20 protein-coding genes, 1 pseudogene and 1 riboswitch are annotated in these 19,418 nt (G+C 30.7%); of the genes and pseudogenes, 1 reads left to right on the top strand and 20 read right to left on the bottom strand.

Annotation, left to right across the window (positions count from 1 at the left end):
- Positions 1-272: 272 nt before the first annotated feature.
- Genes BM384_RS08080 through BM384_RS08070 form a run of 3 tightly spaced genes read right to left on the bottom strand, consistent with a single transcriptional unit; the run spans position 273 to position 3,962 of the window.
- Entirely contained in the window at positions 273-1,454 is a 1,182-nt protein-coding gene (locus BM384_RS08080; protein WP_090012732.1) for an NAD(P)/FAD-dependent oxidoreductase, read from the bottom strand.
- Positions 1,455-1,459: 5 nt separating this feature from the next.
- Positions 1,460-1,876 (bottom strand): 4Fe-4S dicluster domain-containing protein, encoded by a 417-nt coding sequence (locus BM384_RS08075; protein ID WP_090012731.1) that lies wholly within the window; start codon positions 1,874-1,876, stop codon positions 1,460-1,462.
- Positions 1,877-1,880: 4 nt separating this feature from the next.
- A complete protein-coding gene (locus BM384_RS08070; RefSeq protein WP_090012729.1) occupies positions 1,881-3,962 on the bottom strand; it encodes a molybdopterin oxidoreductase family protein in 2,082 nt (693 codons plus the stop codon).
- Between the two features lie 374 nt (positions 3,963-4,336).
- On the opposite strand from BM384_RS08070, the gene BM384_RS08065 reads away from it, so the two are divergent.
- Entirely contained in the window at positions 4,337-4,933 is a 597-nt protein-coding gene (locus tag BM384_RS08065; protein ID WP_090012728.1) for a flavin reductase family protein, read from the top strand.
- A 93-nt stretch (positions 4,934-5,026) separates the two neighbouring features.
- On the opposite strand, the gene BM384_RS08060 is transcribed toward BM384_RS08065, so the two are convergent.
- The 17 genes and pseudogenes from BM384_RS08060 to BM384_RS07980 all read right to left on the bottom strand — a co-directional run.
- Positions 5,027-5,518 (bottom strand): MogA/MoaB family molybdenum cofactor biosynthesis protein, encoded by a 492-nt coding sequence (locus BM384_RS08060; RefSeq protein WP_090012726.1) that lies wholly within the window; start codon positions 5,516-5,518, stop codon positions 5,027-5,029.
- On the bottom strand, positions 5,506-5,940 hold the full coding sequence (locus BM384_RS08055; protein ID WP_090012725.1) for an MOSC domain-containing protein: 435 nt from the start codon (positions 5,938-5,940) through the stop codon (positions 5,506-5,508). Before BM384_RS08055 ends, BM384_RS08060 begins: the two co-directional genes overlap by 13 nt.
- 21 nt (positions 5,941-5,961) lie before the next feature.
- The gene (gene moaA, locus BM384_RS08050; RefSeq protein ID WP_090012723.1) at positions 5,962-6,942 is read right to left on the bottom strand and encodes a GTP 3',8-cyclase MoaA; all 981 of its coding nucleotides are present in this window, start codon (positions 6,940-6,942) and stop codon (positions 5,962-5,964) included.
- Positions 6,926-7,447, bottom strand: a complete 522-nt coding sequence (gene mobB / locus BM384_RS08045; protein ID WP_090012721.1) for a molybdopterin-guanine dinucleotide biosynthesis protein B — start codon at positions 7,445-7,447, stop codon at positions 6,926-6,928. Before mobB ends, moaA begins: the two co-directional genes overlap by 17 nt.
- The gene (gene moaC, locus BM384_RS08040; RefSeq protein WP_090012720.1) at positions 7,431-7,919 is read right to left on the bottom strand and encodes a cyclic pyranopterin monophosphate synthase MoaC; all 489 of its coding nucleotides are present in this window, start codon (positions 7,917-7,919) and stop codon (positions 7,431-7,433) included. The genes mobB and moaC overlap by 17 nt, the downstream gene beginning before the upstream one ends.
- Before the next feature lie 11 nt (positions 7,920-7,930).
- On the bottom strand, positions 7,931-9,136 hold the full coding sequence (gene glp, locus BM384_RS08035) for a molybdopterin molybdotransferase MoeA (RefSeq protein ID WP_090012718.1): 1,206 nt from the start codon (positions 9,134-9,136) through the stop codon (positions 7,931-7,933).
- 5 nt (positions 9,137-9,141) lie between these two features.
- Positions 9,142-10,167, bottom strand: a complete 1,026-nt coding sequence (locus BM384_RS08030) for a molybdopterin-binding protein (RefSeq protein WP_090012716.1) — start codon at positions 10,165-10,167, stop codon at positions 9,142-9,144.
- 194 nt (positions 10,168-10,361) lie between these two features.
- A riboswitch (molybdenum cofactor riboswitch) is annotated at positions 10,362-10,507 on the bottom strand.
- Positions 10,501-11,076, bottom strand: coding sequence for a molybdenum cofactor guanylyltransferase (locus tag BM384_RS08025; protein WP_090012714.1), 576 nt, complete (start codon positions 11,074-11,076; stop codon positions 10,501-10,503). Its footprint overlaps the riboswitch before it by 7 nt.
- Positions 11,077-11,090: 14 nt before the next feature.
- Complete coding sequence (locus tag BM384_RS08020) at positions 11,091-12,038, bottom strand: TDT family transporter (protein WP_090012712.1); 948 nt, start codon at positions 12,036-12,038, stop codon at positions 11,091-11,093.
- Positions 12,039-12,088: 50 nt separating this feature from the next.
- Positions 12,089-13,339 (bottom strand): NAD(P)/FAD-dependent oxidoreductase, encoded by a 1,251-nt coding sequence (locus BM384_RS08015; RefSeq protein ID WP_090012711.1) that lies wholly within the window; start codon positions 13,337-13,339, stop codon positions 12,089-12,091.
- A 5-nt stretch (positions 13,340-13,344) separates the two neighbouring features.
- Positions 13,345-13,761: a 4Fe-4S dicluster domain-containing protein gene (locus tag BM384_RS08010; protein ID WP_090012709.1), complete on the bottom strand. Its 417-nt coding sequence runs from the start codon at positions 13,759-13,761 to the stop codon at positions 13,345-13,347.
- A gap of 10 nt (positions 13,762-13,771) precedes the next feature.
- Positions 13,772-15,844, bottom strand: a complete 2,073-nt coding sequence (locus BM384_RS08005) for a molybdopterin oxidoreductase family protein (protein WP_090012708.1) — start codon at positions 15,842-15,844, stop codon at positions 13,772-13,774.
- Positions 15,845-15,936: 92 nt separating this feature from the next.
- Positions 15,937-16,914, bottom strand: a complete 978-nt coding sequence (gene asrC, locus BM384_RS08000; protein ID WP_090012707.1) for a sulfite reductase subunit C — start codon at positions 16,912-16,914, stop codon at positions 15,937-15,939.
- A gap of 18 nt (positions 16,915-16,932) precedes the next feature.
- The gene (gene asrB, locus BM384_RS07995; RefSeq protein WP_090012706.1) at positions 16,933-17,724 is read right to left on the bottom strand and encodes an anaerobic sulfite reductase subunit AsrB; all 792 of its coding nucleotides are present in this window, start codon (positions 17,722-17,724) and stop codon (positions 16,933-16,935) included.
- Positions 17,725-18,732: an anaerobic sulfite reductase subunit AsrA gene (asrA, locus tag BM384_RS07990; protein WP_090012704.1), complete on the bottom strand. Its 1,008-nt coding sequence runs from the start codon at positions 18,730-18,732 to the stop codon at positions 17,725-17,727.
- Between the two features lie 110 nt (positions 18,733-18,842).
- Positions 18,843-19,088 carry a helix-turn-helix domain-containing protein gene (locus BM384_RS07985; protein ID WP_278280900.1) on the bottom strand — a complete coding sequence of 82 codons (246 nt, stop codon included), beginning with the start codon at positions 19,086-19,088 and terminating at the stop codon, positions 18,843-18,845.
- A gap of 121 nt (positions 19,089-19,209) precedes the next feature.
- Positions 19,210-19,418: pseudogene (locus BM384_RS07980) on the bottom strand (IS110 family transposase); the annotation flags it as partial.

Genomic DNA, 19,418 nt, shown 5'->3' with positions numbered 1-19,418 from the left:
GTTTCTCCTATTTGGAGCTTACCTGCTGATTATCCATTGTATAAGCACTTAGGATTTAACCTTATGCCATCTAACTAATTCTTTCTACTTTCGTAACCCTCACGCTTAACTTTATTTCATGCTTACGTTGTGGTTTAGTTAGCTTTAGGAATTCCCAGCAATTCAAGTAGTATTGGATAGGTCTCTTTCCTATCTCTACATATAGATTTCTCTATATGCTGACTATTTTGGCTACTAACTCATGACTAAAGTCACGAGTATGCGTAGCCATTCTAATCAAATAAAGGTTTCTTTACTTTAGATATATCTATTTCTCTTGCTATAAGCTGAGTTAAAACTCCACCATAGGATATATTTCCTTGAAGTATTGCTCCATAAATCTTTCCATCTTTATGAATTACTTTTTTATAATTTCCCGTAGTGTCTTCTTCACTTTCTACTTTATATGTATCATCAGGAGGAGTATTAATTCCTAAAGACATAGTTGGAATTCCAAGAAAATTCATAGTAGCTTTACTTGTAAAAAAGTCTTTTATCTCTGCATCAAATCCAGTCATATTATCAGCTGCAATAAGTCCTTCCTTTGTTGCTACAGACCAGATAGGTCCTCTTCCTGTAACATCTCCTGCTCCGTAAATATCTTTTATATTAGTTCTGCCTTTAGCATCAATAATAAGACCAAACTTATCACATTCCACTGGAGTATCTTTTAAAAATTCAACATTTGCCCTTACACCAGCACAGCATACTAAAAGATCGCAAGGAATAAATTCTCCTGTAGTTAATTGAATTTCTTTAATATATTCATTTTCATCTACAATAAGTTCTTTTGCTCCCTTACCATAATATTGTTTAACCCCATGCTTTTCATAAGCTTCTTCATAGGTTTTTGCTGCTCTTTTATCTAATTGAATAGATAACATTCTATCTTGCATTTCAACTAAAGATATTTCTTTTCCATAATCTAAAATTCCAGTTATTACATCTATTCCAACTAAACCTGCCCCCATAATAACAATATGCTTACACTCATCTCTTTTAGCTTCCTTCATTATATATTCACAATCATCTAAATTTCTAAAGCCTATAGAGTTTTTAGCACTTACTAAGTGAGGTATAGGTGGGAAGAAGGTATGAGAACCTGTAGCAATTAAAAGTTTATCATATTCTATTTCTCTATTATCCTCTAATAAAACCTTTTTTTCTTCAACATTTAATCCTGTAGCAGCTACGCCTTTTATCCACTTAATGCCATATCCTTTCCAAAAGTTATCTTCCATAAACTCCAGTCTTTTAAGATCTCTAAGACCTTCCATATAATAATGAAGTATACATCTTGAATAAACATATTCATCCTTTGATATTACAGTAATTTCAGCATTATTATCCCTATCTCTTAACTGTCTTGCTGCATTTATACCTGCTGCTGATGCTCCTATAACTACATATTTCATAAAATTTACACCTCCTCTAAAGTTAATGCCTGCATTGGGCATCTAGCTACACATTGAGGCTGGCTGCCATCTTTAGCATAAAACTGTGTACACATATCACACTTCATTATTTCTTCATAATATATCCTATCACTTTTTAAAACTCCATAAGGACATGCCATTATGCACATATAGCAACTTGAACATCTACTTTTATCATACAATACAAATCCTGATTCCTTATCTTTTCTCATGGCACCAGTTTGGCAAGTATAAACACATTCAGGCCTATCACAATGTCTGCAGAAAATTTGAGTTTCTGTAAAATCACTGCTTAAAGTTACCCTGTCTCTTGAATCACATGAATCATGGCTTACTATACATGCAGTTACGCAAGTTAAACATCCAATACATCTGCTTCTATCTATTCTTATTCTCTTCATGTCTTTATACCCCCTCTATCTTTCTTATGTTAACAGGTGTAGATTTAAATGATGGTTCTTTAGAATACTTATCATATACTGAAGGAGTTAAAGTATTGCATTCAATGTAATGCATAGGAGCAAAGATTTCATCATACTTTACATGATTTGTTGACCTTACTAAAAATTTTGCAGACTCACCGTTTATAGAATCAATAATTACAGTTTCATTTTCCTTAATATCTAAATCCTCTAAAAGCTTTGTATTAAAAAAGGCATAAGCTTCTTCAGAAGTAGCATCAGTTACAAATTTAATTTCTCTAGTTCTAGTTAATGTATGCCATTGTCCTGCAGTTCCTCTTCCTGTATTAAAGGTATAAGGATATTCCTTTGTATTTGGAAGTGGATTTTCCATTGGTTTTTCAAAAATAAAATGTGCCTTATTATTTTTAGTATAGAACTTACCATTTTCAAATAGACGTCTTTGGTCATCTAAAAGCTCATCACCTTCTTTAAAAGGCCATTGAATTCCTTTTGAATTTTTAAGCTTATCATAATCTATACCTGTTATTTCACAAGGCATATATCTTGAACATTCCTTCATTAAATTAAAAGCATCCCTTGGAGTCTTCCATCTTTCTAAAAGATCTCCCATACCTAAAGCCTTACCTAATCCAAGTAGTACCTCATAATCAGTTTTTTCATTTTCCTTTCTCTTTAAAACTGGGCGCATAGCAGACACTCTTCTTTCAGTATTTATATAGGTACCTTCTTTTTTAATTCCAGGAACTACAGGAAGGAAAACATCTGCATCCTTTGAAGTGTCAGTATCATCATATACATCTTGCACAACTAAAAACTCTAACTTTTCCATAGCTTCTTTAAATGTTTTATTATTAGTCCATGAATGCCTTGGATTAGTGCATATTACAAAAAGTCCTTTTATTTCACCTTCAATTACCTTTTCTACTATTTCGTTATAAGTTATGGTTGGTTTATGAGCTATCATATTTTCGTCTACACCTAAAACCTTTGCCACTCTAAGTCTTCTATCATTATCAGCATAATCTCCACCACCAAAAACTCCTGTAGTATTACTAAAAACTCTTGAACCCATGGCATTGCTTTGTCCTGTTATTGAGTTTGCTCCTGTTCCAGGTTTTCCAATATTACCAGTCATTAAAGCTATATTTATAATAGCTTCTGCAACTCTTACTCCTTCATAGCTCTGATTTACTCCCATTGTCCACCATAACGATACTCGCTTTCCTTCATGAATAAGCTCTGCCAGTTTTTCTATATCTTCTTTTGAAATTCCAGTGACCTCTTCAGCTTTTTCTACTGTAAACTTCTTAACGAATTCCTTAAATTCATCAAAACCTTCAGTATATTTTTCAATATAGTCCTTATCAATATAATCTTTTTCTATTAAGATATTTGATACAGTATAAAGTAAGATTAAATCGCTTTTAGGCTTAATTCCATAAAAGTAATCTGCATGAATAGCTGTTTCTGATTTTCTAGGATCAATAACAATTAACTTTTTGTTTTCATTAGCTCTTATTCTTCCCCAAAGTATAGGATGAGCTACAACTGGATTAGATCCTATTAAGATTATGGTATCTGATAATTCTGCATCCTTTAAAGTGTAAGGAGGTGCATCAAATCCAAAACTATGTTTATGAGCTACAACTGCTGTAGACATACAAAGTCTTGTATTACCATCAAGATTAGTCTGAAGAAAGTTTCTCATTATATGACCTAAAAGTGCAAATTCTTCTGTAGTTAATTGACCAGTACTAATGCCAGCTATACTTTCCTTTCCATACTTTTTTTGAAGTTCTAAAAGCTTTCCTGCAGTATACTTATAAGCCTCTTCCCACTGTACTTCTTTAAAGCTTCCATCCTTCATCTTTATTTTTGGAAGAGGAGAACATTTATAAAGGGTGGTTTGCTTATCTAAGGAAAGACCTTTAATACATGAAAAACCATCATTAACTGGATAGCCTTTAGTAGGTATTACTTTTACAATGCTTTCATCTTCAACATAAAAATCTAAGTTACATGCCAGTGCACAGTAATTACATGTTGACTGAACTTTTTTCATCAGTATCCCTGCTTTCTTTTTTTATATAATTAAAACTTTTTGCAGTTCCTTTTTAGGACTACAAAAAGTAATAATTTTATGATATTGCCAATTAGTTAAACAGTATTATAATTTGCAAAAAGGACTTATATTATTCTCATAAGCTACTAAATAACTAATTGATAAAGCAATTTCATACTTTCCCTACAAGTAGATGCTTTAAGCATAGAGAAAACCTCTCTTAAAGTATTACTTACTAAGAAATTTTTTGTGATTATAGATAAAATGTGCTAGATTGATTATTGTTATAAATTTTATTATAATAATATTAAATTTATATTTTTTATATAAATTATAATTTATATAAAAAAATATAAAAATAAAGAAGAATACAAATGGCAAAGAAGAATTTAAAGTTACATGCAGTTGTTGCACCAGCTCAGACAGTTATAGTATCAGCATATGATGAAGATGGAAAGCCAGATGCATGCACATTAGCTTTTTATACTATGAGCAGTCATAAACCACCTTGCGTTACCATTGCAATTAATGCTACAGCAAGAAGAAAAACTCTAAAGAGTATATTAAGTAGTGGTGCCTTTGTAGTTGGATATCCTGGGACTAATCAGGTTAAGGAAGCAGATTATCTTGGTGTAGAATCTGGCTATAATACAGACAAATTAGAAAAGATAGGATTTACAACATCTGAAGGTCAATGTGTTCATGCACCTGTAATAAATGAATTACTTTTATTCCTAGAATGTAAGGTTATTCACCAAGTTACTATCGGTAGTCATACTCAAATTACAGGGGAAATTAAAAACATTCAAGCAGATGAAAGCATTCTAAATGATAAGGACAAGATTTTACTTAATGAGCTAAAACCAATAATTTATGACGAAGAATCTTTCTCTTATTATGAGCTAGGAGATACTGTGGCTGATGCCTTTAAGACTGGTGCAGAATTTAAAAAATCCTTCATTAATAATTAATATGAAATAACTAAAATTAAAGGAACTCAATAAGAGAACACCTACAATTTTAATACCTATAAGTATTAAAATTGTAGGTGTTCTTTCTTACCTTTACTTTCTAGCGCAATTTTTAGTTGTTCCCTTTAAAATTCCAAGGGCATGATCAAGTTCACTTATAATATATTCTAAACACTCAGTTACTGCCTTAGGACTTCCAGGCATATTTACTATTAATGTACCTTTTCTAATACCTGCTGTTGCTCTACTTAGCATTGCTCTTTTAGTAAGCTGAAGGCTATAAGCCCTCATAGCTTCTGGAATACCAGGAACTTGTCTTTCAACAATATCCATAGTAGCTTCTGGCATAACATCTCTTGGTGAAAAACCTGTTCCACCTGTTGTTAATATTATATCTGCTATGTCTTCATCAGCTATTCTCTTCATTTCAGCACTTAACATTTCTCTCTCATCTGGAAGTAATATAGAATCTACAACTGTATAACCATTTGCTTTAACTATTTCTGCTATAACTGGACCACTCTTATCTTCTCTTTCTTTAGCGTATCCTGAATCACTACTTGTTATTATTGCTACTCTGTACATACTATAAATTCATCTCCTACTTTAATTTTTCCTCCGTGAATTACCTTTGTAAATACACCTTCTCTTGGCATAATACAATCTCCAACTCTATGGAATATTTCACATTCAGAGTGACACTTTTTACCTACTTGAGTTAATTCTAAAACTACATCATTACACTTAAATTTCGTTCCTATAGGAAATGTCTTAAAATCAAATCCTTCCACTAATATATTTTCACCAAAGTCTCCATCTACAACATTTCCGCCTCTTTCATTAAATTCCTTAACTCTGTCATAGGATAAAAGACTTACTTGTCTATGCCAGTTTCCACCGTGAGCATCATTTTCAAGACCAAATCCTTCTACCACATTACATTCTTTAATATTTTTCTTTACTGTTCCTCTTTTTTCACTTATACAAACTGCTATTACTTTACCCATCAACTTTTCCTCCTAAGGTCTTTAGCCTCCTATTTGAGACATTCCTTTAATTTCTATATGTTCTTTTTTATCTTTACTAGAAAACATATGACTTTCAGGTTTATTATAAATTGTTTCTTCAATAACCCTTATTATTTCATCATCCGATTTTCCTTCTCTTAAAAGTTTCTTTAAATCACTACCTGTTTCATATTGAAGACACTTCTTTAAAAATCCATCTGAAGTAAGTCTTACTCTATTACATGAATCACAGAATTTATGATTTACTGCACTTATAAAACCTATTTTCCCTTTGAAATTTTCCAGACTATAATATGTACTAGGTCCATTACCAAGTTTTCCTTTATACTCTTTTAAAACTCCAACATGTTCTTCTATAATTTTCTTAATTTCATCATCAGTATAGCCCTTCATTTCTCTTCCTAAGCCTATTGGCATAAGTTCTATAAAACGCACACTAAGATTTTTATCTTTTGCTAAATTGACTATGTCTAAAATTTCTTTATCATTTTCACCTTTAATAGGTACACAGTTAATCTTTACTGTTAGATTTTCATAAGTTAAACACTTATCTATAGATTTTAATACTTTATCTATATCTCCAACTCTTGTTACACTTTTAAACTTTTCTTTATCTAAAGTATCTATACTTATGTTAACTGCATCTAATCCTGCTTTAACTAAACCATCTATTTGATCTTCTAAAAGAATTCCATTAGTAGTTAAAGTAACATTATCTATTCCTTCTATATCTTTAATAGACTTTATAAGATTTTTAAGATTTCTTCTAACTAAAGGCTCTCCTCCTGTAATCTTAACTTTGCTTATTCCAAGCTTTGCAAATTCCCTGCAAAGTCTTATAATTTCTTCATATGTTAATATCTTTTCATGTTCTGTAAGGGTTATCCCCTCTTCAGGCATACAGTAAACACATCTTAAATTACATCTATCCGTTATAGAAATTCTTATATAGTCAATATTTCTATTAAAAATGTCCTTCATTGTCTCTCCCTTTTATAAACTCAATAATTAAATTTACTATCGAATCTATATCATTTAAGTCTACTATATTTATACTACTGTCAAAATTTTCTATATCAGTTGCTAAAGCTAATATAGTTTCTTTTTTACACACACTTTTTTCTGAATTACCCTTTCTTACAATTTCGATCTTTGGATAATCAGAATATTTAAATCCTTCTAATATAATGATGTCTGCTTCACTAAAGTAAGAGATAAGCTCTTCTTCTTTTGTATCTTTCTGCTCTTTTATCACCATAAATTTATTTTTTGAAAATATTGCTGTACCATAAGCACCAGCTTTTCTATGTTTATATGTGTCTGTGCCTTCTACATCTACTTCAAAATCATGTCCATCATGCTTTACTGTAGCAGCCTTGTATCCTGCTTCCTTAAGCTTTGGAAGAATTCTTTCTATTAAAGTAGTTTTTCCTGAATTCTTAACACCACTTATGGCTAATAATACTGGTTTACTTTTCTTTTTCATTTATAAATACTCCAGATTTACCGCCTGTTTTTTTAGATAAATGAATATCTCCCATTTCCATAGATTTATCTATTGCCTTACACATATCATAAATAGTTAAAAGAGCTACATTTACACCTGTTAAAGCTTCCATTTCAACTCCTGTTTTTCCATTAACCTTTGCAATGCATACTGCTTCAATGTAATTTTCTTCTTCATTTACATTAAAATCTACACTACACTTTGTAATCATTAATGGATGGCACATAGGAATAAGCTCCCAGGTTCTTTTAACTGCCATTATACCTGCTACTCTTGCAACTCCTAAAACGTCACCTTTTTCTACCTTATTATTAACAACAGCATCCATAACTCTTGCATTAACATAGATTTTTCCTTTAGCAATTGCTTCTCTTTTAGTAATATTTTTATCTGATACATCTACCATAATGGCATTGCCATTATCATCAAAATGAGTTAATTTATTTTTCATTTTTACTACCTCTATATTAAAATAATTTCTACTTTGTCACCCTTATTTAGCATTTCAGTCCCCGGCTTTATATCTATAAGACAATTACAGCCTTTCATAGATAATAACATCCCTGAAGCATGTTTGTTACTAGTAAGTATTACCTTGCCTTCCTCATAAAAAGCTCTTACAAACCTTCTGATTTTACTCTTCTTCTTAAAATCATTTTCTAAAACAGCTTCTACTCTCTTTGTCTTAAGCCCTTCATCTTCGCTTATCTTATATAACATTGGTCTTCCTAAAAGTTCAAAAGTTGCAAGAGAAGCAAATGGATTTCCTGAAAGGCTTAAAATTGGCTTATCTTTAAACTTAGCAAACATTGCTGGAGTTCCCGGCTGTAAATCTACCTTCCAGAAAAGTCTTTCTGCCTTTAATATAGGAAATACTTCATGGAAAATATCTTTCTTACCTACTGATACTCCTCCAGTAGTAATAACTGCATCAACCTTATCAATAACTTCTTCTATAGCCTTTGTAATTTCTTCTGCATCATCACCAAAATGACCAGATTTAACTACATCTATTCCAAGTTCCATTAATCTAGCTCTAAATAAATGAAGATTTGTATCATAAATCTTACCTTCCTTTAAAGGAGCTCCACTCATTTGAACTTCATCACCTGTTACAAATAAAGCTATTTTAGGTCTTCTTTTTACTAATACCTTAGTAAAACCTGCACTGCTTAATATTCCAATATGTACATAAGAAAGTTTTTCACCTTTATTTATTAAAAGATCATTTTCTTTAATGTCTTCTCCTTTAAAACAGTAATTACTAAAGTCCTTTAACTCTTCATATATTTCAACAGTGTCCATACCTTCATCAGTATTTTCTTGTCTTATAATAGCATTACAATTTGTAGGAATCTTAGCACCTGTCATTATTCTAACTGCTTCACCTTCATTTATTCTTTTTTCAGAATATCCTCCCGCAAAAACTTCATCTACAACCTTTAATGTAACTGGGTTTTCTCTTGATGCTCCCTTTGTATCTTTAGCTATTACTGCATAACCATCTAAAGGAGACCTATCAAAAGGTGGATTAAGTATTGGTGAAAAAATATCTTTAGCGCATACTCTTCCTAAAGCTTCTTCTAAAGATACTTCTTCTACATCCTCTATTCTTCTGCTGTTTTCTTCTATTACATCTACAGCTTTTTCTAGTTCAATTCTAATCATAAAAATTAAACTCCTTTACCAAATTCACATCTTGGATAAGTACATACTTCACATGAGAAGCAAAGTCCACCATGCCCCATCTTTGCGATATCTTTTTTAGTCACTTCAATTCCTGCAGCTACTCTTGGTAATACTAAATCAAATACAGTTGCCTTAGAGTACATAACACAACCTGGAAGTCCCATAATTGGCGTACCATCATCAAAGTATCCAAGTAAAAACATTGCTCCTGGGAATACTGGTGCTCCGTAAGTTACAATATTTGCTCCACTTAACTTTATAGCTCCTGGAGTTAAATCATCAGGGTCAACACTCATTCCCCCTGTACAAAGTATTAAATCTGCTCCTTCTTCCTTCATTTTAGTAATAGCGTTTACTATCATGTCAGTATCATCATCACATATTTCATGAAATATAACTTCAATACCATAATATTTTAATTTATTTATTATTACTGGAGTAAATGTATCCTTTATTCTCTTATGATAAACTTCACTTCCTGTTGTAACAACTCCTGCTTTCATCTTTTTATAAGGAAGTAATTCAAAAAGAGGTTTATCTCCAGCTATTTTTTCAGCTTCTTTTAATTTTTCTTCTTCTATTACTAAAGGAATAACTCTCATACCTGCAAGTTTATTTCCTTTTTTAACTGCATAGTTTGTATGTCTAGATGCAATTGCAATTTCATCTAAAGAATTAATTTGTTCTAGTCTATCTACATCAACTATAAATAAACCATCTATATCTGCCTTTAATTCAATTTTTCCTTCTCTTATTTCACTAGATACCATATTATCATTTATAGATATATTTTTAAGAATTTCAGCTGCTTCATCTTCATGAAGTATTCCTTCTTTCTTTTCCCATATATATAAATGTTCTTTACCTATAGATAAAAGTACTGGAATATCTTCTTCTTTAACTATATGACCTTTTCTAAAAGGTGTATCTTTTACTACGTCTTTTACTATTCTTGTTATATCATGACACAATACATGTCCTACTGCATCTTCTGTTCTAATTAACTTCATGTACTAACATCCTCTCTATTAAAAATTATCACCACATTTTAAATAAATTTATACCTTATTTCCATTTTTTATCTTAATGCAAAAAAGCTATATTAAACATACTTAATAGCATATTTAATACAGCTCAGTAACAATTTATAAAAGAATATTTGCCATCAGTAAAATATTCTTTCCTTAAATTATATATCTTATTCATATAATTTAAAAATCCTCCTTTTCAAACATGGAAGGCTGATTGGTTTCCTACTACAACCCTGAAGACTATTTTTTTAAATGTCTTGACGCAGCATCATAGGCTTTACGTGCCCTTAGATACTTTTGTTCGGAGCTACATTATTTAATATTATTTAGTTTGTTATATTCTTTTGGATCATTTACATTAACAAGACTTTTATCTAATTTTTTATCTTTTAGACTAATTGTTCTACCCTTAACATTCTTAATTAAGTTCATTAGTTTATAATCATTTTTCTTTATCATATCTTCTATAATAGGAAGTATTTTTTTATTATAAATTCCTCCTAGAGGATATAACCTGTTTTCAGAATCTTCAATAATAAGACAGCTATCTTCTTTTCTTATATATTCTTTTAAAAACTTTATAAAATCTTTACTTATTAAAGGCATATCACAAGCAATTACTATAATAAAATCCGAATCAATCTTCTTAAATGCAGAGTACATACCGCCTATAGGACCAATATCTTTATATTCATCTTCTATTAATGGAAATTTAAGATCTTTATACTTTTCTTTATTATCTACAGAAATATAAATATTATCTATATCCTCTAAAGCATCTATGATATTTTCTAAAAAACTTTTATTATTATAAGATAAAAACGCCTTATTATTACCATTCATTCTGCTGGATTTACCTCCTGCAAGAACAAGTGCACTTATATCCAAAAAATCACAACCCTTTAATTTTCTTTTTTGTAACTATTTACAAACATTACTGCAAAATTATAAAGTACGAAAGCTATTATTGCAGTAGTTACAAAAATCTGTAATCCACTTAACTGTTTTATACAGCTTCCTAAAGTTTCATAACCTTTAGCAGTTAAAAATGCTGACATTTTAGTTGAAGCAACAATACCAATAGCCATAGGGAAGGTTAATCCCGCATACCCTGGATAAAATTTAAAACTAAAAAACTTAGGTATCTTAATAACTATAAATATTAAAGCCGCTAAAACTGCTGCATATAATAAACTTAATAAAGCAAAGTTTGGTTCTTTAAAATAGTTTATATAACCTACAACACAAAGGCTTGATGGTGCAAGTAAAATTGCTTGAGTATGAAACACTCCATCCTTTACTTCATATTTCATTAGTCTATAAATCATAAATGGTATTATAAGTAAAAATACACAAATTCCATAATAAACTATAACTTTTCCAAGTAAAGGTTCATTCATTACTCCTCCAACAACAGTTGAAACCATTATACCATTGTAAGTTACATACCAGCTAGGTACAAATGTATCCATATTTACACCTTTTACAACATTGCGATAAGTAAAGACTAAAATATGAATTGCATGTATTATAACTGCTATAATCCATATTGCTTTACCAAAAGCATTATTAAACTCAAAATAGTAACTTCCTAGTATCATCATAATCATAGTAATACCTGCATATAAACTTGCCGGTACTGTATTACTATATTCCTTAGCACAGACTCTAGGATAAATAATTATCTTTGCTAAATAACAAAGTAAAATTATTGTTGAAGCTATCATTACAATATTTCTTATCCAAGTAAATCCTAAACCTAGATAAACATTTGATAAAGTAGCTGTTCCTACCATTGTTGGCACTAAAGGAATAGGCATGTTTTCAAGTTTTTTTATAAATGTTTTCATTTTAATTTCTCCCAAAAATTTCATCCCTAGTTTTACTTTTTTATTAAGTTTTATTCTGAATAAGAAAATCTATATTTTTCATCTTCATTGAAGAAATCTGAATAATCAATGCTGTATATAGGTTTCTTTATTCTTCTTGTATCAATCTTTCTAGCTATAAGTTGATTTAAAACTCCGCCATAAGATATATCTCCTTGAAGTATAGCACCTTCAATTATTCCATCTTTATGAATTACCTTTTTGTAATTTACTCCATCATCATATGTAGTTACTTCATAAGTATCATCAGGTGGAGTGTTTATTCCAAGTGACATTGTAGGAATACCTAAGAAGTTCATTGTTGATGTACTTGTAAAGAACTTACTATCAAAGTAATTCATTATGTTTGATTCTATTCCTGTCATATTATTAGCAGCTATTAAACCTTGTTTAGTAGCAATTGGCCAAATTGGAGTTCTTCCTGTTACATCTCCTGCTGCATATATGTCATCAATATTAGTCTTCCCAGTTTCATCAATTATTACTCCAAATCTATCACATTCAATTCCAGAGCCTTCTAAGAATTCCATGTTAGATCTAACACCTGCACAACATACTAAAAGGTCACAAGGAATAATTTCACCTGAAGTTAAAAGAATTCCTGTAATTTTTCCTTCTTCATCTACTAGTAATTCTTTAGCACCTTTTTCATAATATTGTTTAACGCCTCTTTCTCTAAAAGCATCTTCATAAGTAGAAGCTGCTCTCTTATCTAATTGAATAGATAACATTCTATTTTGCATTTCAACTAAAGCTAATTCTTTGCCATAATCTAAAAGGCCAGTAATTACATCTATACCAATAAGACCTGCTCCCATTATTACAATATGTTTTACTTCATCTTTCTTAGCTTCTTCCATAATGATTTCTGCATCATCAATATTTCTAAAACCTATTGAATTTTTAGCTTCTCTTAAATGTGGTATTGGTGGGAAGAATGTATGAGCTCCTGTTGCTATTAAAAGCTTATCAAATTCTACTTCTCTTCCATCCTCTAGCATTACTTTTTTATTTTCAGCATCAACTTTAGTAGCAGCCACACCGCTAATCCAGTTAATATTTTTAGTTTCTATGAAATTATCTTCCATAAACTCAAGTTGCTTAAGGTCACGGGTACCATGTACATAATGGTGAAGTATGCATCTTGAATAAATTTTATCATCTTTAGAGATTAAAGTTATTTCAGCATCTTTATCATGTTTTCTTAATTCTCTACATCCACTTATACCAGCTGCAGAGGCTCCGATTACTACATATTTCATAAAGCTTATACCTCCTCTAAAGTGATAGCATGCATTGGACATTTTGCAACACATTGTGGTTGACTTCCATCTTTCGCATAATACTCTGTACACATATCACATTTCATTATTTCTAAATATTCTATTCTATCGCTTTTTAATACTCCGTATGGACATGCCATTACACACATATAACAGCTTGCACATCTTTCTTTATCATATAAAACGAATCCTGTTTCTTCATCCTTTGTCATTGCTCCAGTCATGCAAGTATAAACACATTCTGGTCTATCACAGTGACGACAGAAAATTGGTGTTTCTTTAGAATTACTATCTATGGTAACTCTATTTCTTTGGTCACAGCTTTCGTGACTTACACTACACGCAGTAACACAAGTTAAACAGCCTATACATTTATCTCTGTTAATCTTTATCCTTTTCATGTTATCCCTCTTATAGCTTTCTTATATTGATTGGTGTTGTCTTAAATGATGGTTCCTTTGAATATGTATCATATATAGATGCAGTTAATTTATTACATTCAATATAGTGCATTGGTACATATATTTCATCATATTTTACATTATCAGTTACTTTCACCTTGAAATCTGCTGACTGACCATTAATTGAATCAACTCTAATCATGTCATTACTTTCAAGACCTAAATCTTCACAGAACTTAGTATTTACAAAAGCATACGCTTCTTTTAAAGTTACTTCTTTAACGTTTCTTATTTCTCTAGTTCTACTTTGAGTATGCCATTGCCCAACAGTTCCTCTACCTGTGTTTAAAGTATATGGGAAGGCACCAGTATTCTTTAGAGGATTTTCCATAACCTTTTCAAAAACAAATTTTGCTTTCTTTGAAGGAGTATAGTAATTTCCATCTTCAAATAAACGTCTTTCGTCTTCTTTTAATTCTTCACCTTCTCTAAATGGCCATTGAATACCCTTAGAATCAGTTAAAGCATCATAATCTATACCTGTAATATCACATGGCATATTTCTTGAACACTCTTTCATTAAATTAAAGGCATCTTTTGGAGTTGCCCATTTATCTAAAAGGCTTCCCATACCAAGAGCTTTACCTATACCTAGTAAAACTTCATAATCAGTTTTTTCATTTTCTTCTTTAGGTAATGCTGGACGCATTGCAGATACTCTTCTTTCAGTATTAATAAAAGTACCTTCCTTCTTAAGGCCTGGAACTACTGGCAAATAAACATCAGGCATTTCAGAAGTTTCTGTATCATTATATATATATTGAACTACTAATAATTCTAGCTTGTCCATAGCTTCCTTAAATGTTTCGTTGTTTGCCCATGAATGTCTAGGGTTTGTACATAATACCCAAAGAGCCTTAATTTCACCTGAATTAATTCTTTCAATTATTTCATTATAAGTAGCTGTAGGCTTCTTAGCTAAATAGCTTTCATCTACTCCTAAAACTTCTGCTACTCTCTCTCTTCTAGCTTGGTTGTTAAAGTCTCCTCCACCATATAAACCAGAAGTATTACTAAATATTCTAGATCCCATGGCATTACTTTGTCCTGTTAAAGAGTTAGCACCTGTTCCAGGTCTTCCTATATTTCCAGTCATTAAAGCTATATTTATTATAGCCTGCGCTGTTCTTACGGCTTCATAACCTTGGTTAATTCCCATTGTCCACCATAATGAAACTCTCTTTCCTTCATGAATAAGTTCTACTAATTCACTAATTCTATTTTCTGAAATACCAGATTCTTTAGCTGCTTTTTCTAAAGTATATTCCTTAACAAATTCTTTAAATTCTAAATATCCTTCTGTATGATTTTCTATGTATTCTTTATCAACATAATTCTTTGCTATAAGTTCATTTGCAACAGCATAAAGTAAAACTAAATCTGTTTTTGGCTTTATTCCATAGAAGTAATCAGCATGCATAGCTGTTTCTGATTTTCTTGGATCTATAACTATAAGCTTTTTATTTTTATTTTCTCTAATTCTTCCCCAGAATACTGGATGAGCCACAACTGGATTTGCACCAATTAAAATAATAGTATCTGATAACTCTACATCATTTAATGTATATGGAGGAGCATCAAATCCAAAACTTTGCTTATGAGCAACTACAGATGTTGCCATACAAAGTCTTGTGTTACCATCAAGATTTGTTTGAAGGAAATTCCTCATTATATTTCCTAAAAGTGCGAATTCTTCAAAAGTCAATTGTCCAGTACTAATACCTGCAACGCTTTCTTTTCCATACATTTCTTGAATCTCTAAGAACTTATCTGCCACATACTTATAGGTATCTTCCCATTTCATTTCTTCAAAGTTTCCATCTTTATTCTTTACTCTTGGAAGTGGAGACTTTGTAAAAACTGTGTTTTGTCTATCTAAAGAAAGACCTTTTATACAGGAGAAACCTTTGTTTACTGGATACTCCTTGCTTGGTAAAACCTTCACTATCTTACCATCTTCAACATAGAAGTCCATATTACACGCTAATGCACAGTAATTACACGTTGATTGAATTTTTTTCATTACAATCCCTACCTTTTTTCATTTGTATTTATATAAAATTCTTATCTCTGCCTAACTTACACCTATATAAGGCAGAAAATAAGAATTTTTCTTTAGTTATCTATAGAATTAAAATTAATTCCCTTCCAATATATATTATCTTTTTTAATAACCTTAGGCCCTAAATCTACTCCATCTAAAGCCCATTTTTTATATTCTTCAAAACCTACTCTATCAATAATATATCCAATATGTTCTTTTCTTGCAGGTGCATCTGGACTAATATATTTTTCTACAAATTTATAAGTATTTAAAATTATTTTTAATATACTTTCTTCATCAACCCAAATTAAGAAATCCTCAGCTAATCTTGGATTCTTTTTACCTGATCTACCCATAATGGCAAGCTTATAATACTTTTCTTTGCTTCTAGTTAAAGCTCTAGTTGGGCATTTAGTAACGCAAACTCCACATCCTATACACTTTTCAGCATTTCTTTCTACTCTATAGTTTTTTGTAGAAAGGCATCCTACTGATAAACTCTTACATGCTCTAACGCAAGCTCCACAGCTTACACATCTATCTGGATCATACTGAGGTTCTGTCATACCTATTATTCCAAAGTCATGCATTCTAACTTTAGCACAGTCATTTGAACATCCTGTTAAAGCAACTTTAAAGTGAAGATCATTTGGGAATATAGCTTTTTCTATTTTCTTTGCAAATTCAGATGTATTGTAATTTCCAAAAGGACATACGTTATTACCTATACATGCTACAATATTTCTAGTTCCTGAAGCTGTATAACCTTTATCTGTTTCAGGAAGATTAATTTCTAGAGTTTCAATAATTGGCTGTAATAGTGCTGTAACAGCATCCATATCTTCATACTTAATTCCTTCTATTTCAAAACCTTGTCTAGTAGTTAAATGAACTAATCCATTTCCATAATTGTCTGCTATTTCTTGAACCATTCCTAAAACTTCTGATTTTAAAAGTCCTCCTGGAACTCTAATTCTTGAAGCACCAACACCTCTTACCTTTGAAACTCTAAAGGCATTCTTTTTAAGTTTTTTAGTATTAATATCCACTTTTACTTCGCCTCCTAACTAATCTACTAGATTTTTTCCTACAGTATAATTAAATACTGGTCCATCTAAACAAATATAAGTATCATCCATTTTGCAGTGACCGCATTTACCAATTCCGCAGCACATTTTTCTTTCCTGAGAAATCCAGATATTTTCTTCCTTAACTCCTCTTTTTAAGATTTCAAGCACTGTAAATTTCATCATCATTGGAGGTCCAACAACTATAAATGCAGTATTATCTATATCTTTAATTTCCAACTCTGGTATAAATGTTGTAACAAGTCCTATGTTACCTTCATACCCTTCTTCAGCATTATCAACTGTCAAAGTTAAATTCATTTTATCTTTCCAAACTTTTAAATCATCTTTAAATAAAATATCCTTAGGTGATTTAAAGCCACATATTAAATTAAAGTTTTCTACTTCATCTCTATGCTTTGCAAAGTACTCTACTACACCTCTTACTGGTGAAAGCCCTGTACCACCAGCTACTATAGTAAGTTCTTTTCCTTTATAATCATTTACGTCAAATCCATTTCCATATGGTCCTCTTAAGAAAAGCTTGTCTCCTACATAGTTAGTAAATATTTCGTTAGTTACTTTTCCAACTCTTCTAATAGTTAAATCTACAAAGTCTTCTCCTATACCACTTACTGAAATAGGTGCTTCTCCGAATTTAGGAAGAGAAACTTCAAAAAATTGACCTGGCTTTACATCTCCTGTGTAAGCCATTCTGAAAGTGTATTCTATATCAGTATGCTTTATAACTTCTTTAATTTCTGATTTAAACGGGATGTATTCATTATTCATTTATTCCACCTCTTTTATAGCATCTTCTAGTTTATTTATGCAGTTTGAAAATGATATGTATTCTGGGCAAATGTCATCACATCTTCCACATCCTACACACATATGGTAACCAAAACGCTTATTGTAATCATAAACCTTATGCATTACCTTAAATCTCATTTTGTCTCCTTGAGGCTTTCTAAATTCAATTCCACCAGCCATGTTTGTATATCCACCAGTTTGACATGAAGCCCAAACTCTTCTTCTTTCACCTACGTTTCTATTATCTCCATAGAAGATATCTTGCATTGTAAAACATGTGCAAGTTGGACATACAAAGTTACATCTTCCGCATCCTATACATCTTTCAGTGTATTCATCCCACATTTTTGATTTAAATACCTTCGTAGAAAGACCTTCTGGAATATTAACATGAACTTTATTTTCTGTTACAAAATCAGGTGTAACTTCTTCTTCTTTAAATTTTTCAGCTTTAATAAGTTCTTCTAATTCACTCCATTTAACATCAATAGTAGTAAATCCATCTTTGGATTTTATGTAAGCATCATAGTTATCACTTTGATTACTTCCCATATCTGTGCAGAAACAGCTATCAAAGCTTTCCGTGCAGCCCATCAATATAAATTTAGTGTTTTCTCTTAATCTTTTATAATAAAAATCTTCTGGTCCATTATTTAAATAAATTTGATCCATACGCTTTAATGCATGCATATCACAGCTTCTTAAAAATACAATAGCACCTTTTTCTGGAGCTTTAGGAACTGTAACTTCATCTTCTGTAAAATAGAATAATCTTTGAGTTATTGGCATAATAACTTCTTTAAAGGAATAATCTGATTTTTTATCAAATACTATTTCATCTAAACTTGAAATTTCTCCATATCTAATTACATCAATATCAGAAAACGTACCATCACCCTTAAAAACTTTAGGTGCATATATAATATAATTTTCACTTAGCTTATCAAAGATTTCATTCATACTTTCATTAACTATTTTATACCCCACCAGCATTCACCTCTAAACATTGTTATTTTTTTAACTTTTCTTTCTGCTAATTTTTGCTAGAATTTCATTGTAATTATAATTGATTTAAAAAAATAATTCTGTGATATTTATCACGGTTCCTTAAAAAATGTTGCTAAAGCACTTAATTCTGGTATTATTATTCTTTTATTTTTATATATTATCAAATTATTTTTTTGTAGAATCTTCATAGCTCTAGATGCTGTTTCTCTTGGATTTCCTAGGAGTTCTGCTAAATATGTAACAGTCAAATCTATATCTATCACAATGCCTCTTTCACATTTCACACCATAATCCCTTCCAAGCTTATATATTTTAGCTGCAAGCCTCTTTTCTATTTTTACTGAAAAGACCAGCTAATAATAGTCAAGTAAATTTTAAAAAATAATATTTTTTAAAAAAGGGTATAGCAAACAAACCATTTGTAAAACACGAATGGTTACAAAAAATGTAAATCAATTAAGCGGCACTATTTTGAGAAGTATTTTCTAAAAACATTTGTTTATGTATTTTAGGATTTCGTAACTCAAATGGAGTTTGGTTTCGAAGTACTGCAAAGATATAATTTATTAATTTGTGCATTATAGCAACTAAAGCAACTTTAGCTTTTTTACCTTGCAAATTAACTTTATAGTATTCTAATAAAACGCCATTAATAGGAGTTCCAT

It is taken from the genome of Clostridium sp. DSM 8431 (genome assembly GCF_900116755.1).
Taxonomy (GTDB): domain Bacteria; phylum Bacillota; class Clostridia; order Clostridiales; family Clostridiaceae; genus Clostridium.
This window is presented reverse-complemented; position numbering and strand designations above follow the sequence as displayed.